This is a genomic window from Nocardioides sp. 1609 (genome assembly GCF_004522105.1).
Taxonomy (GTDB): domain Bacteria; phylum Actinomycetota; class Actinomycetes; order Propionibacteriales; family Nocardioidaceae; genus Nocardioides.
This window is the reverse complement of record NZ_SPUJ01000005.1, coordinates 252,967-267,597: the sequence shown is the minus strand read 5'-3', so window position 1 is coordinate 267,597 and position 14,631 is coordinate 252,967. Positions and strand designations below refer to the sequence as shown.

11 protein-coding genes are annotated in these 14,631 nt (G+C 73.3%); 7 read left to right on the top strand and 4 right to left on the bottom strand.

Annotated elements, in window-relative coordinates; all coding sequences use genetic code 11:
* The first annotated feature begins 240 nt into the window (after positions 1–240).
* Positions 241–2,223 carry a glycosyltransferase gene (locus E4623_RS15080; protein WP_134767369.1) on the top strand — a complete coding sequence of 661 codons (1,983 nt, stop codon included), beginning with the start codon at positions 241–243 and terminating at the stop codon, positions 2,221–2,223.
* Between the two features lie 26 nt (positions 2,224–2,249).
* Positions 2,250–3,917 (top strand): glycosyltransferase family 2 protein, encoded by a 1,668-nt coding sequence (locus tag E4623_RS15075; protein WP_134767368.1) that lies wholly within the window; start codon positions 2,250–2,252, stop codon positions 3,915–3,917.
* A 28-nt stretch (positions 3,918–3,945) separates the two neighbouring features.
* On the opposite strand, the gene E4623_RS15070 is transcribed toward E4623_RS15075, so the two are convergent.
* Positions 3,946–6,006, bottom strand: a complete 2,061-nt coding sequence (locus E4623_RS15070) for an acyltransferase family protein (protein WP_134767367.1) — start codon at positions 6,004–6,006, stop codon at positions 3,946–3,948.
* A 178-nt stretch (positions 6,007–6,184) separates the two neighbouring features.
* Complete coding sequence (locus tag E4623_RS15065; RefSeq protein ID WP_167736658.1) at positions 6,185–6,916, bottom strand: class I SAM-dependent methyltransferase; 732 nt, start codon at positions 6,914–6,916, stop codon at positions 6,185–6,187.
* 91 nt (positions 6,917–7,007) lie between these two features.
* Here E4623_RS15065 and E4623_RS23360 point away from each other — a divergent pair, with 91 nt between their 5' ends.
* Genes E4623_RS23360 through E4623_RS15050 form a run of 3 tightly spaced genes read left to right on the top strand, consistent with a single transcriptional unit; the run spans position 7,008 to position 11,274 of the window.
* Positions 7,008–8,081, top strand: a complete 1,074-nt coding sequence (locus E4623_RS23360) for a class I SAM-dependent methyltransferase (protein ID WP_134767365.1) — start codon at positions 7,008–7,010, stop codon at positions 8,079–8,081.
* A 35-nt stretch (positions 8,082–8,116) separates the two neighbouring features.
* On the top strand, positions 8,117–9,655 hold the full coding sequence (locus tag E4623_RS15055) for a glycosyltransferase 61 family protein (RefSeq protein ID WP_134767364.1): 1,539 nt from the start codon (positions 8,117–8,119) through the stop codon (positions 9,653–9,655).
* Entirely contained in the window at positions 9,652–11,274 is a 1,623-nt protein-coding gene (locus E4623_RS15050; protein WP_134767363.1) for a glycosyltransferase 61 family protein, read from the top strand. The genes E4623_RS15055 and E4623_RS15050 overlap by 4 nt, the downstream gene beginning before the upstream one ends.
* 12 nt (positions 11,275–11,286) lie before the next feature.
* On the opposite strand, the gene ftsY is transcribed toward E4623_RS15050, so the two are convergent.
* Positions 11,287–12,456, bottom strand: a complete 1,170-nt coding sequence (ftsY, locus tag E4623_RS15045) for a signal recognition particle-docking protein FtsY (protein ID WP_134767362.1) — start codon at positions 12,454–12,456, stop codon at positions 11,287–11,289.
* A gap of 128 nt (positions 12,457–12,584) precedes the next feature.
* Here ftsY and E4623_RS15040 point away from each other — a divergent pair, with 128 nt between their 5' ends.
* Positions 12,585–13,577 carry a glycosyltransferase 61 family protein gene (locus tag E4623_RS15040; protein WP_134767361.1) on the top strand — a complete coding sequence of 331 codons (993 nt, stop codon included), beginning with the start codon at positions 12,585–12,587 and terminating at the stop codon, positions 13,575–13,577.
* Positions 13,570–14,295 (top strand): class I SAM-dependent methyltransferase, encoded by a 726-nt coding sequence (locus tag E4623_RS15035; RefSeq protein ID WP_134767360.1) that lies wholly within the window; start codon positions 13,570–13,572, stop codon positions 14,293–14,295. Before E4623_RS15040 ends, E4623_RS15035 begins: the two co-directional genes overlap by 8 nt.
* Positions 14,296–14,368: 73 nt before the next feature.
* Here the strand turns inward: E4623_RS15035 and E4623_RS15030 are convergent, their stop codons facing one another.
* On the bottom strand, positions 14,369–14,590 hold the full coding sequence (locus E4623_RS15030) for a hypothetical protein (RefSeq protein WP_134767359.1): 222 nt from the start codon (positions 14,588–14,590) through the stop codon (positions 14,369–14,371).
* Positions 14,591–14,631: the final 41 nt, after the last annotated feature.

Sequence of the window (14,631 nt, the reverse complement as noted above, 5' to 3'; positions counted from 1 at the left end):
TCCCGCTCGAGTTGCCGGAACTCTCGTGGCCGCAGATTTCGACCGGCGCGGCTGCGTGTTGCGGGTGGGTAACGAACCCCGGGCCGGTGTTACTTCGGTGTTTCGTCGTGGCCGCGCACCCTCGGCCGGCCGACGGCCGCGGTGCCGGCGCGACACCTCCGTTCGGGTATCCTTCCGCGGAGCATCGCGCCGGTCGGCGCCGATCGCCCCCAGTCTCGGATGGAGGAACGCACCGTCGTGGTGACCGGACCCTCTGCGTCGCGCACCGCGGGCGGCGTCGACGACCCGCGCCCCGCAGCGGCGCGGCTCACGACGGCTGCGGAGATCGAGGTCCTCCTCGCGGGGCTCCCGCAGCACTCCCCCGAGCTCCGGCTCGAGGTCGAGACCCTCGACCTGCTCCGCGTGCTCACCCTCGCCGAGCCCGGGACCACCGTCGACCGGCTCGTCCTCACCGTGTCGGCGTGGGAGCGACCGCTCGACACCTGGGTCGGGCGCCTGGGTCGCGTCGTGCACGTGCAGTCCTGCGCGGTCGACTACCCCGTCGTCGAGGAGCCCGCCCCGACGCGCTGGGCCGAGCTGGCCGCCGGCGTCGACCTGTCCGAGGCGGCCGACCACCCCGCCGACACGCTCGCGCCCGCCACGGTCGACATCCGGTTGAGCCGGCCGACGCCGCTCGCCGACGTGGCTCGCGGCGTCTACCCCCTGCTGGGCGTCGACCGCCGCCAGCACGGGTACGGCTTCGTCGAGCTCGGGACGGTCGGCGTGACCTCCGCCGCCCTGGCCCTGCTGCCGAACCGGACGGCGCCCGGCACCCCCGGCCCGCCGAGCGTGCACCTCGAGGGCGCGGGCCTGAGCCACGCCGACCTGGGGCTGGTGGGCACGCAGGCGGCCCTCGAGGAGCTCCTCGGGGACCAGGACCCGGCGCGGACCCTCGTCGGCCACCCCCTCCTGCTCGACCCGAGCGGGCACCTCGCGCTGACCGAGCGCGCGGAGCTCCCCCTGGTCGACCTCAACCTGCACAACCCGATCGGCCGCCGGCACATCCTCGAGCTCTCGCGGTGGACGCTCGCCCTCACCTCGCACGACGGCGACCTCACCTTCCGGCCCCTCCCGACCGGTGCGACGAACCCGGCCTGGCCGCCCGCCCGCAACCGCGTCCGGGACCGCACCGAGAAGCCCGCCCAGTGGTCACGTCCGGCCGCGGCGGTCCTCTCGGGCCGCGAGGTCCGGCAGGTGCGCGAGGTCGAGGCGATCGACCTGTCCGGCCTGGAGGCCGTCGACCACGACGACGAGCTGCTGCTGTACCGGCGGCTGGCCGAGCTGGCCGCCACCGGCTCGATCCTGCACTCGTTGCCGGCGTCGTTCACCGCTGCCGACGACGTCCTCGGACCCACGCTGGCCCGGTTGCTGCGCCAGCCCTACCGCCCGTCGACGGGTCTGGTGCGCGACCTGCGCTCGGTCCCCCAGCGCCGCGAGGCCATGCAGCGCTTCGGCGGCTTCCTCGAGCTCGCCGCCGGCGCCGCGACGCTCGGGCACCGCCTGCTCCCGACCGTGAGCGTCGTGTTGTCGACGATGCGGCCGAGCCGGGTGGTCGACGTCCTGCTCGCGCTCGCCGCCCAGCGCTACCCGCACCTCGAGATCGCCGTCGCGGTGCACGGGGCCGCCGAGCCGGTCGGCGCGGCGTTCGAGGACGCCGTCCGGGTCGCCGGGGCCTCGGTGTTCCACCACGACCGCGCGACGCCGTTCGGGGCCGTCCTCGCCGACCTCGCCCGGCACACCACCGGCGACCTGGTGGTCAAGATCGACGACGACGACGTCTACGGCCCCCGGGTCATCGAGGACCTGGTCCTCGCGCACCTCTACTCCAACGCCGACGTCGTCGGGAAGACCACGGAGTACCTGTACTTCGAGGACATCGACCACACCGCCCACCGCCGGTTCGCGACCGAGTGCTACCACACCCAGGTGGCCGGCGGCGCGATGATGCTGTCGCGCGCGATGCTGAACGAGATCGGCGGCTGGCGGCCCTCGCCGCACTCCACCGATCGCTCCATCCTCATCCGCGTCGGCCACGCGGGCGGCATCTGCTACCGGACGAACAGCCTCGGCTACGTCTACGTCCGGCACTCCGAGGGTCACACGTGGAAGCAGGCCGACTCCCTCCTCCTGCGCAACACGCCCGAGCAGTGGCCCCGGTTCATGCCCGAGATCATCGAAGCCTGACGCACCACCAGAGAGGCAACCGCCCCATGTCACCCAAGCCGCTGACGGTCAACCCCGCGCTGCGCGACGTCGTCTACAAGAACCGGTGGCGCGACGTCTTCGACGGAACCGTCCCCGAGGGCTGGGAGCCGACGCTCAAGGTCTCGGTCGTGACCGCGGCGTTCAACAGCGCCACCCTGCCGCTGACCCTGGCCTCGCTCGCGGCCCAGGACTACCCCGAGGACCTCCTCGAGGTCGTCGTCGTCGACGACGGCAGCACCGTCCCGGTCGAGATCGGCGACATCGCCCCGAAGCACACCCGCCTGATCCGGGTGCGCGAGGAGGACGGCGAGGGGTGGGGACGGTCGAACGCGCTGCGCCGCGGCATCGAGGCCAGCGACGGCGACATCATCTACTGGGTCGACTCCGACATGGTCCTGTTCGCCGACAACGTGCGCGAGCACGCCAAGTGGGCGCACTTCATCCCGGAGGCCGCGACCATCGGCCACAAGGGCTTCGTCGAGGAGTGGACCTTCACCCCCGAGGAGGTCTTCGAGGCGGTCCGCAACGGCACCATCGGCGACCACTACGACCTCGACTCGCTCCACCGGCACTGGTCGCTCGACATCTACGACAAGACCGACGACCTCAACGACAGCTCGGGCCGCAACTACAGCACCCACATGGGCGCCTGCGCCACCGTCACCCGCGCGGTCTACGACCGCACGCACGGCCAGGACCCCGTCCTGCGGCTCGGCGACGACACCGAGATCGCCTACCAGATCTGGCAGGCCGGCGGCGTCTTCATCCCGGTGGGCTCGGCGAGGACCTACCACCTCGGCCGCGCCCTCATCCAGGACAAGGCCGACGACGTCGCGCACTACAACGGGCCCCACTTCGCCCAGCGGATGCCGATCCCGCGCTACCGCCGCCGAGCCGAGAACCGCCAGTGGCAGGTGCCCTACATCGCGGCGGTCGTCACCACCGACCGCGACACGGCCCCGCTGGCCCGCGAGTGCGTCGAGCGGCTCCTGAACCAGACCGAGTCCGACCTCCACGTCTTCCTGGTCGGTCCGTGGTCGAGCCTGATGACCGGGCGGCGCAGCGCTCTCAACGACCCGGACCTCGAGCTGCACCTGACCCAGGAGACCTTCCGGTGCGACGGGCGGGTCTCCCTCGTCGACGAGGCGCCCGACGACGTCTTCCCCTCGCCGTACCGTCTCGACGTGCCCGTGCACGTCGGCCTGCCCTCGCGCGCGGTGTCGAGGATGATGCGCTCGGCGTTCGGCGACGACATCGGCATGGTCAGCTTCTTCCCGCCCGAGGGGACCGACGTCTCCGAGGCGGTGCGGATCACCTTCACCGCGGCCCACAGCCGGGCGCTCCCCCACGTCTCCGACGACGTCACCTACGTCGAGGCCATGGACGCGGTGTGGGGCGTCGAGTGGAAGCCCAACCTCGAGCTCGGCTTCCTCGACCTGCGCGACGTCGAGCCGGGCGCGAAGATCCGCCGCTTCGACCCCGAGCAGGTGGAGGCGCTGCGCGAGCGGGTCGACCGGCTCCGCACCCGCGCCGTCGAGGCCGAGCAGGAGGTCCGCCGGCTCCAGGACGAGGTCCAGGAGGACCAGCAGCACCCGGCGTCGTCCGTCGCCGAGGCGGCGCGGCAGCGGGCCGGCCGTCTCGCGCGCGCGGCACGCAGCCGCATCTCGTCCTGACGGTCGTCCGGGACGGCGGGCGCGCCGGTCAGCCGGAGCGGGGCGCCCGACGCCGGCGGTCGCCGTCGAGCAGCGCGTCGACGGCGTCCTGGACCGGCGGACGCAGCGTGCGGACGAAGGTCCCGGTGAGGTGGTGGAGGTCCGCGAGCGTGATCACCCCGCCGACCACCGCGCGACAGGTGGCCTCGGGGCAGAGGTAGGGCCGCACGTCGAAGAGGCCGACGCGTGGGTCGGTCGCCGCCAGGTCGGCGGCCACGTCCCCCTCGGGGTCGGCGACGTCGGCCTCGGCCAGCGGCCGGTCACAGGCGGCGAGGTCCTCCTGGTGGAGGTCGACGCACTGCGGGACCGTCTCCTCCTCCTGCCGGCGCGGGTTGTCGCGCATCACCAGGACCTTGCTGCCGGCGTCGAGCCACGTCGTGATGACGCGACGGTAGGAGGCCTCGGTCTCTCGCAGGTTCTCCTCCGCCCGGTCCTCGCCCTCCAGCCCCACCAGCGGGACCAGGGTGCGGTTGGCCAGGACGACTAGGTCGAACCCCTGGTCGGCGACCTCGCTGATCGCGCGCTGGTTGAACGTCTCGCAGTCGTCGGTCTGCACCTGCTCGGGGAAGGCGATCGGCCGGTCGGCGGTGTGGCACTCGAAGACGAAGTAGGTGGTGAGGCTCCAGGCCCGGTCCTCGGCCATCCCGCGGAAGGCGGGGAGCCAGTGCGCGGCGTGCGAGTTGCCGACCATCGCCACCCGGAACGCGTCCTCGGCGTCGCTGCCGTAGTGGCACGTCGGGTCCTCTCGCAGGCCCCCCAGGCTCGAGGTGCACCGGCCGTTGTAGACCGACTTCATGTCGGTCGCCGCGAAGGCACTGGTCGTGACGAGACGCTCGCCCTGCAGGTCGCACCCGTTGATGACCGCGCCCGCGCCGAGGCACGGGTCGGCGAGCTCGCCGGCCACCGGTGCCCGCTGCGCCTCCAGGGCCTGGTGCCGCACGACGACCGCGCCGCCGGCGACGAGGACCGCACCAGCCACGGCGAACACGAAGCTGCGGCGGAGGGGGACGCCGAGCGGTCGCCGGCCCCGCAGCGGGTCCTCGACGAGGACCTTGGTCAGGTACGACAGGACGAGCACGGCCCCCAGCGCCACCAACAGCTGCCAGGTGGCCGGCTCGTCGTCGAGGGCGAACGGCAGCAGCACCACCACCGGCCAGTGCCAGAGGTAGACGGCGTAGGAGATCCCGCCGAGCTCCTGGACGGGACGCAGCGCCATGGCCGGCAGCGGCGACAGCGCCCCCCGCCCTACCGACACCGCGATCACCAGCGCGGTGCCGAGGACCGGGACGAGGGCGGCGAGACCGGGGAAGGCGGTGGCGGCGTCGTAGCGGACGGCCGCGAGGGCCACCATCGCGAGCCCCGCCCAGGCCCCCAGGACCCGCGCCGCGGGCGGGAGGCTCGGGAGCCGGGGCAGCGCCACGGCCACCAGTCCCCCGGCGGCGAGCTCCCAGGTCCGGGTCCAGGTGACGAAGTAGCCTGCCGGGTCCTCCCGCTCCAGGAAGGACCACAGCAGCGACGTCGCGAGCACCCCGAGCACCGCGACGCCCACGCACCGCCGCACGCCCAGCCCCGAGCGACGCGCGACCAGCGCGGCGAGGAGCACGAGCACCGGCCAGCCGAGGTAGAACTGCTCCTCGATCGAGAGCGACCAGTAGTGCTGCACCGGGGTCGCGACGTTGTCGGCGGCCAGGTAGTCGACGGACTCGTCGGCGAGCAGCCAGTTCTGGACGTACACGGCCGAGGCGACCGCCTGCTTGGCGGTGCCCAGCCACATCGTCGTCGGCGCGAGCCACCAGGTCGCGGCGAGCGTGGCGAGGAGGACCGTCAGCGCCGCCGGCAGCAGCCGCCGGATCCGGCGTCCCCAGAACTCCGCGAGGTCGCGCGCCGTCGCGGGCGGGTGCTGCAGCAGGTGGCCGGTGATGAGGTAGCCGGAGATGACGAAGAAGACGTCGACGCCGACGTAGCCGCCGCTCAGCGCGGAGGGCCAGAAGTGGAAGACCACCACCAGCGCGACGGCGAGGGCCCGCAGCGCCTGGATGTCGAGTCGCATCCCCCCGGAGCCGGAGCCCGTTCCGGTGCCGGTCGCCGCGGCCGATCGGTCTCGCCCGGACACGATCTGCTCAGGCACCGATGTCACCCGCAGAAGTATCCGGATCACGCGTCGGCGCTCCGAATCCACGGCGCCCGGGGCCGCGCCCGACGCGGGAGACGTCGGTGCCGTCGCTCCCTCAGGCGGGCAGGAGGCGCACGCCGAGGTTCATGTGCCCGATGCTGACGCCCTCGTAGGAGAGGCCGGACCGGTCGAGGAACTCCATGAACGCCCGGTGCTCGTGCAGCTGCCAGCCGTGGTAGCCGAAGTACTCGTCGAACACGATGACCGTGCCCGGCACGAACCAGTCGAAGAGGACGTCGAACACGGTCCTGGTCGAGCTGTACAGGTCGGCGTCGAGGTGGACGAACGAGAACGGGCCCTCGTGGGCCGCCTCGAACGGGGCGACCGTGGTGTCGAAGAACCCCACGTGGAACTCGACGTTGCTCACGGGCAGCTCGGGCGGCCGGCCGCCGATGTCGAAGTCGCCGGCTCCCTTCGACGTGCCGCTCCAGGACTCCGGCAGGCCCGCGAAGCTGTCGAAGCCGTGCACCGTGCGGGTGTCGAAGAACCGGGCGATCTGGGTGAGCGAGGTGCCCTGGTAGACGCCGAACTCGGCCACCATGCCGTCGATCGTGGTGGCGCGGAGGGCGGCGGCGATCGCCTCGGGCTTGTTGAGCGCCACCTGGGCGGAGTCGAGGCGGCGCTCGCCCAGGATGTAGTCGACGGAGTGCTCCACCGAGCGCTCGCGCAGCCGCAGCGGCACCGACGGAGGACGTGGCTGCCTGCTCCGGACGATCTCCTGACGGACGAGGGCCATCTCCTTGCGGAGGGCGCGGAGGAGGCGCGGGACTCTGTTCGGCTGGGGCAACGTGTCTCCTCGGTGGGATCGGTAGGCCGACCCTAGCGGCCCGCCCCGGGCGGGCGGGCCACCGACGCACCCGCCTAGGATCGTCGCGACCATGACCATGGAGGTTGAGATGGGCGTACGAGCACGGGTGGGTCAGAGCCTGGAGTCGACTCTGGGCAAGGACCGCACCGACAAGATCCGCACCGCCGAGCGTCGCTACCGCACGGCGTTGTCGACGCGGCTCGCTCCGGCGCCCGTGCCGGAGCCGCGGCGCCGGCGCAAGCCCGCGCCGGGCTCCGCGTCCCCGGGCCCGCGTGCGGGCCGCCAGGGACCGCCGAAGGCCGCCGCGCGGCCGTTGGGCGAGCCGAACGACCGCCAGGGTGGCTGGATCCCGTCGGACCCCTTCGTGCCGCACCCGGAGCCGAAGCTCACCCGGCACGACCTGCTCCGCGGCCTCCACGAGCGTCTCGTCCCGCGCACCTACCTCGAGATCGGGGTGAACGAGGGCGCCAGCCTCACGCTCTCCCGCTCGAGGACCGTGGCCATCGACCCCGAGTACGCCGTGCGCCACCCGCTGCACTGCGACCTGGACCTGGTGAAGGCCAAGAGCGACGCCTACTTCTCCCGCCCCGACGCGCTCAGCCACCTCGACGGCGTCCCCGTCGACCTGGCCTTCATCGACGGGATGCACCTCTCGGAGTTCGCGCTGCGCGACTTCATCAACGTCGAGAAGCACCTGGCCACGACGGGCGTCACCGTGTTCGACGACGTGCTCCCGCGCAACGCCCTCGAGGCGGCCCGCGTCCGACGTACGGGCGCGTGGGCCGGCGACATCTACAAGTCCGTCGAGGTCGTCGCCCGGCACCGGTCCGACCTCGTGGTCCTCCTCGTGAACACCTGGCCCACCGGGACCGCCGTGATCATCGGCGCGGACCCCGCGTCGCAGGTCCTCGAGGACGGGTACGCCTCCGAGGTGCCCTACCTGGAGGCGAAGGACCCCCAGGCGCCGCCCCCGGAGTACATGTCCCGCACGGCGGCCGTCGACCCGGAGGACCTGCTGGCCTCCGAGGCGTGGCCGATGCTGGTCGCGGCGCGCGAGAACGGCGACGCGGCCCTGTTCGCCGAGGCGGTCGCCGTGCTCCGCGCCATCCCCACCCTCGGACGGTCGGGCGCGACGACGGCCTGACCGACCACCGCGGCGGGCGCTGCTAGCGTGCAGCCGTGCATCCACTCGACAGCCGGTTGGTCGAGGACGCCGTGGTCTACCCGACCATCCGCGTCGCGTCCCACCCCGGCCGCCTCCTCATGGGCGTGTTCGACGCCGACGGGTACGTCGAGGACACCGTCCTGGACCGGCGCTCGGGCGAGGTGGGTGCGCCGATGGTGCGCGGTCTCTTCCCCGACGTCGTCGAGGGCGACGACCCGGAGGCCATCTACGCGGGACCGTTGTACTTCCACTTCGGGCACTTCCTGCTGGAGAGCCTCGCCCGCGCCTGGTACGCGCGGCAGCGCCCCGACCTCCCGCTGGTGTGGGCCGGGGCGCACACGTGGCACGACGCCCGGCTGCGTCCGTGGCAGGTCGAGATCCTCGAGGTCCTGGGGCTGACGAACCCCCCGCGGATCCTCGCCTCCCCCACGCGCTACCGGCGGCTCCACGTCCCCGACCTCGGCTACCGGTACGACGACCGGTTCCACCCCGAGCACGCCGCGTTCCTGGCGTCCTACCGCGGCCCGGCCCAGGTGCCCGGGGAGCGGCTCTGGCTCTCCCGCAGCAACCTCGCCAGCGACGTCCGCGACCTCAACGCCGCCCCGACCGAGCGCCGGCTGGCGGCGGCCGGGTGGACGGTCAGCCATCCCGAGAAGCTCACCGTCCGCGAGCAGCTCGACCAGCTGAGCCGCGCCGAGGTGGTGGCCGGCGAGGAGGGCTCCGCCTTCCACACCATCGCGCTGCTCGCCGACGTGTCCACCAAGCGCCTGCGCGTGCTGCGCCGCCACGGCCAGGAGCACAACAACATGCACACGGTCGGCGACGCGCGCGGCGTCGACCAGAGCTTCCACTCCCTCCGGGACGAGGTGGTGCTGGAGGCGAAGGGGCGCGCCGTCACCAAGGTCAGCGCCCGCTCGGCGGAGGTCCTCGACCTCCTCGACGTCGCGGTCCCACCCGCCCCCGAGGCCGACGACGCGCCGAGCGAGACGGCGCTGCTGCTCCGCGTCCTGGAGGGCCTCGCCCCGAGCCGGCTGCTCGACCTCGGCGCCACGGACGCCGCCCTGGCCCTGGGATCCACGGCCGAGAAGCGGGTGGCCGTGAGCCCGTCGTTCGGGTTCGACACCCGCTCCTACGCCGGCAGCGGCGTCGACTTCCTCGACCTCGACGCGCGGACCTACGTGAAGCACTTCGTGACCCAGCGACGTCGCTTCGACGTCATCCGCGTGACCGGTCCCGACCTGCCCTCGGTGCTCGCCGCGTTCCGCGCCAGCCGGCGCCTCGCGACACCCACGACCACCTGGCTGCTCGGCACCGGCGACCTCGCCGCCCGGGCCGCCGTCGCCGTGGGCCTGACCCACCCCGGCTACGCCGTGCGGCGGATGGTCGTGCGGCGCACCGTCGTGTTCGTCGTCCACCGGGTCGCCGACGAACCGACCAGCGACGCCGGCATCGCCGACCTCCCCGACGACGAGATCGCCCGCCGCACGCGCCGGATCCCGCTGGCGCTCCCCCGGTTCGCGCGGTCCCGCTCCCGGGCGGGCCGCTCGCGGTGACGTCGTCCGGACCCGTCGCCGGGGTCCCCCCGCTCGGCTCGGCCACGCTCGAGGGCGCCACGGTCCACCCCACGCTCGTCTCGCCCGACCCGACGAAGGTGCACTGCGGCGTGGTGCGCGCCGACGGGACCCTGGTGGCGTCGACCATCGACGACCGCCGGCACGGGACCCACACCTTCATCCCTCCCGACCCGTCCCTGTACGGAACCGTCGAGGACGACCCCGGCGAGGTCGTCTACGCCGGCGCCTACCACCCGGCGTACGGGCACTTCATGCTCGAGTGCCTCCAGCGGCTGTGGTGGGCCGCCGAGCGCCCCGACCTGCCGATCGTGTGGGTCGGGTACCTGGACGGCCCGGTCCCCACCCTCACGCACTGGCAGCGCGACATGCTCGAGCTCGTCGGCGTCCGCAACGAGGTCAGGGTGATCACCCGCCCGACCCGGTTCGCGCGGGTGCACGTGCCCGACGCCGGCTACAAGTACGGCGACTGGAGCCACCCGGACCACATCCGGTTCCTGGCGGCCCACGACGGCCCACCGCAGGAGGCCGGCGCCAAGGTCTGGCTCTCCCGGGCGAGCGAGAGCGGGGTCGGCCTGGTCAACCGGGAGATCGTCGAGCGGCGGCTGCGGCGACGCGGGTGGACGATCGCGACCATGGAGAGGATGACCCTGCGCGACCAGCTCGACACCCTCGCGCGCGCCGAGGTCGTCGCCGGCGAGGAGGGGTCGACCTTCCACACCCTGCTCCTGCTCCGCGACGTGTCGACCAAGAAGTTCCACGTCTTCCGTCGCCACGGTCCCGAGCACATCTCGTTCGCGACGATCGGCGAGGCCCGCGCCGTCGACCAGACCTTCCACTCGTGCAGCGACGACGCCGTGATCTCGGCGACGGGGCGGGCCGTGGTGCGGCTCGCCCCGAACGCGTCGCAGTACCTGTCCCACCTCGGCCTCCACGTCCCCCGCGTCGACCCGGTGCCCCCGGACTGGACGCCGGGGCACACCGTGCGCAGGATCAACCGGCTCGCGCAGGCCCTCGGCGCCGCCACCTTCCTCCAGGTCGGGTGGCGCCACCGGTACGCCTTCACCGAGATCGCCGTCGAGACCCGTGACGTCGTCGACGAGCAGTTCCGCTTCGACGTCCGGTCCTACCGCGGCTCGGGTGCGGCCTTCTGGGAGGTCACCCTCGACCGCTTCCTCACCTGGTTCGCCGCCGGACGGACCTACGACCTCGTCCTCCTCGACGACCTCGAGGACTGGCGCACCGCGCTGGACCGCCTGCGCCGCGTGTTCGACGCCGCCTCCCACGACCGCACCGTCGTCGTCGTCGACAACACCGCCCCGACCAGCGCCGACGGTGGCGACGTCTTCAAGGCGGTGCTCGCCGTGCACGACCTGCACCCCGAGCTGAGCTACCGCACGATCACCACGCGCGGCGTGGCCCAGACCGTCGTCTGGCGCCAGGCCCGCACGGTCGAACCGCGGTTCGCCGGCGAGGACGCCGTCGCGGCGCTGACGCACGCGGACCTGGACACGCACCGCGACCTGCTCGCCCCGGTCGGCGAGGCCCAGGCCGTGGCCGACGTCGCGGCGTGGCTCGGGACCCGGGCGCCCCAGGGCTGAGGGCGCCGGCGCTCAGCCCAGGAGGGCGTCGACGAACGCGGCCGCGTCGAAGGGCGCGAGGTCGTCGGGTCCCTCGCCGAGGCCGACGAGCTTGACCGGCACGCCGAGCTCGCTCTGGACGGCGACGACGATGCCGCCCTTGGCGGAGCCGTCGAGCTTGGTCAGCACGATGCCGGTGACGTCGACGGCCTCGCGGAAGACGCGGGCCTGGATGAGCCCGTTCTGGCCCGTGGTGGCGTCGAGGACGAGCAGCACCTCGGTGACCCGGGCCTGCTTCTCGATGACGCGCTTGACCTTGCCGAGCTCGTCCATCAGGCCCTGCTTGTTCTGCAGGCGGCCCGCGGTGTCGACGATGACGGTGTCGACGCCCTGCTCGACGCCCTGCTTGACCGCCTCGAAGGCGACGCTGGCGGGGTCGGTGCCCTCGGCCCCGCGGACCACCTCGACGCCGACCCGCTCGCCCCACGTCGCGAGCTGCTCGACCGCGGCGGCGCGGAACGTGTCGGCGGCCCCCAGGGTGACCGAGTGGTCCTCGGCGACCAGGATCCGGGCGATCTTGCCGACCGTGGTGGTCTTGCCGGCGCCGTTGACGCCGACGACCAGGACGACGCCCGGCTTGCCGTCGTCGCCGGTGACCTGGAGGCGGCGGTCCATGGTCGGGTCGACCAGGGCGATGAGCTCGTCGCGCAGCACCGACCGCGGGTCACCGGCCTCGGCCCCGTCGACCCGGAGCCGGGTGCGGAGGTTGTCGACGACCTGCTGGGTCGGGGCGACGCCGATGTCGGCGGTGAGCAGGAGGTCCTCGATGGACTCCCAGGTGTCCTCGTCGAGGCGGTCCCGGCTCAGCAGCGCCAGCAGCCCACGGCCGAGGCCGCCCTGGGAGCCGGCGAGCCGCTCGCGCAGCCGGGCCAGGCGCGAGCGCGTGCTCTCGGGCTTCTCGCGGACCGGGACCGGCGCCGGCTCGACGACGACGGGCTCGTCGAGCAGCGGCTCGTCGAGGACCGGCAGGTCGGACTCGAGGGTCGGCGGCAGCGCCTCCCGCTCGGCCGGACGCGTGGTGGTCGGGGTGGACGGCGTCGGCTCGGTCCGCCGCGGCGTGCGGCGGGTGCGACTGGTGACCAGTCCGGCCAGGGCGACGACGGCCAGGACGGCGATGCCGATGACGAGGTAGAGCCACTCCATGGTGCTATCCAAGCAGGTGCGTGCCCGGGGCAGCGCACCAGTCACACCGTCCTGATCCCGCCAGCAGGGGCACGATCACGCGACCGGCGATCGCGTCGGACGGGCGGCGGGCGTCCTAGGATCACGCCATGGAGTGGACCGTCCCGACGTTCCCGCACGACGTGCGGGACGACCCGAGCATCGAGGTGATCGACGACGCGTTCCTCACCCGCCACGAGCTCGGGCGGCTTCGGACCTTCTCGCGGCCCGACCGCTACCTGCGCGGCGCGGTGCACGACGCCGAGGGCCGCCTGGTGGTCTCGTCGCAGAAGCTGAGCGTCCCCCACCACCCGTGGGTGGCGGCCGATCCCGCGAGAGCACGGGTGAACAACCGGGCCGAGCTGCTGCAAGGACGCTGGATGTACGGCGGTCACTGGGTCCAGCACTTCGGCCACTTCATCGTCGAGACCATCACCACGCTCTGGCCCACGGGCCAGGAGCCGGTCGGCCTGGTCTTCCACAAGTACCTGCACGGGCCGGTCACCCAGGAGAGGTGGATGCTCCGCCTGCTGGAGCTCGCCGGGTACGGCGCGCTCCCCGTCGAGATCGTCGGTGGCGCCCGCGCCCGGCGTGTCGAGCAGCTGGTCGTCCCCTCCCGGAGCGTGGTCGCCAACGGGTGGGGCCACCCGCAGGCGCGCGAGGTGTGGGAACGGGTGGTGTCGCCCTTCCGTGGTGGTGGTCCGCGTCGCGTCTTCCTCACCCGCTCCGCCTTCAACGACGCGCAGCGGCGTGCGGGGAGCCGTCGCGCCCGGTCCTCGCCCGAGCGCGACCGGGCGATGGACGGCGCCTTCCGTGCGGCGGGCTTCGACGTGGTCGCGCCCGAGACACTGGCGCTCGAGGACCAGCTGCGGCTGGTCGCCGACGCCGAGGTGGTCGCGGGCGGATCGGGGTCCGCGCTCCACCTCACGGCGTTCGCACCGGCCGGCACCCGGGTCGTCGAGATCGGCGACGAGCGCAACCCGGCCCACCCCGTCGGCATGCAGCGGGTGATCGACCACCTCGGCGGGCACCCGCACCGCTTCCTCCGTGGAGACCTCTCGACGGCTGACCTACAGCGAAGGATCGCAGACCTCGATGACTGAGCACCACGCACCCAGGTCCCGGCCTCCGGTCGGTCGCGCCCGGGTCGTCAACCGGCTGATGGCGATGTACGACGAGCCGCGCTACCTCGAGATCGGCGTCTGCTCGGGACGGACCTTCGACCGGGCCCGCGCCGCCACCAAGGTGGCCGTCGACCCGGCGTTCGAGTTCGATCCGAGCGACCCGGCACGGGTCGTCGCGGGGACCGAGTACCACCAGGTCACCAGCGACGAGTACTTCGGCACGGTCGTCGCGCCCGATCGCCAGTTCGACGTGATCTTCCTCGACGGGCTGCACACCGTCGAGCAGACCCTGCGCGACCTGACCAATGCCCTGCACCACCTGCAGCCCCGCGGCGTGGTCGTCATCGACGACGTCCGTCCGAGCAGCCACCTGGCGGCGATCCCGGACCGCCAGCTCTTCTTCGCGGTGCGCAACCGGCTCGGGACGACCGCCCAGGACTGGATGGGTGACGTGTTCCGGCTCGTCCTGGCGATCGAGACGTTCTTCCAGCAGCTGAGCTACGCCACCGTCGAGGACAACCACGGCCAGGCGATCGTGTGGCGCAAGCGGCGCGCGTCGGTGCCCGACCGCGCCCTCGCGGCGGTCGGCCGGTGGACCTTCGAGGAGCTGCTCCTCCACGAGGAATCGCTGCGACTGAGACCCTTCGCCCACATCCTGCGCGAGCTGCGGTCGGACCTGGGGCTCGACCCGGACTAGCCAGCGCCGGCAGCGCCGGCAGCGCCGGCAGCGCCGACACCCGACAGCGCTCCGTCGTGCCCGACCGGAGTGGTCAGCGGGCGCCGCTGTCGTGCGGCACCTTCTGGTCGCCGTCGACCTGCGGGTCGAGGTCGCCGTCGCGCAGGACGGGGACGGCGTCGGCGGCGCGCTCGACGGCGTTGCCGAGCCACGACGCACCCGGCACCCGCGCCCCACGGTGCGGGAAGGCGACGTAGGCCAGGGCGAGGGCGGCGACGCCCACGACGACGACCATGGTGACGATGACAGGGGTCACAGCGGTTCTTCTCCGAGTTCTACCGAGAGGCACCGGCGCGG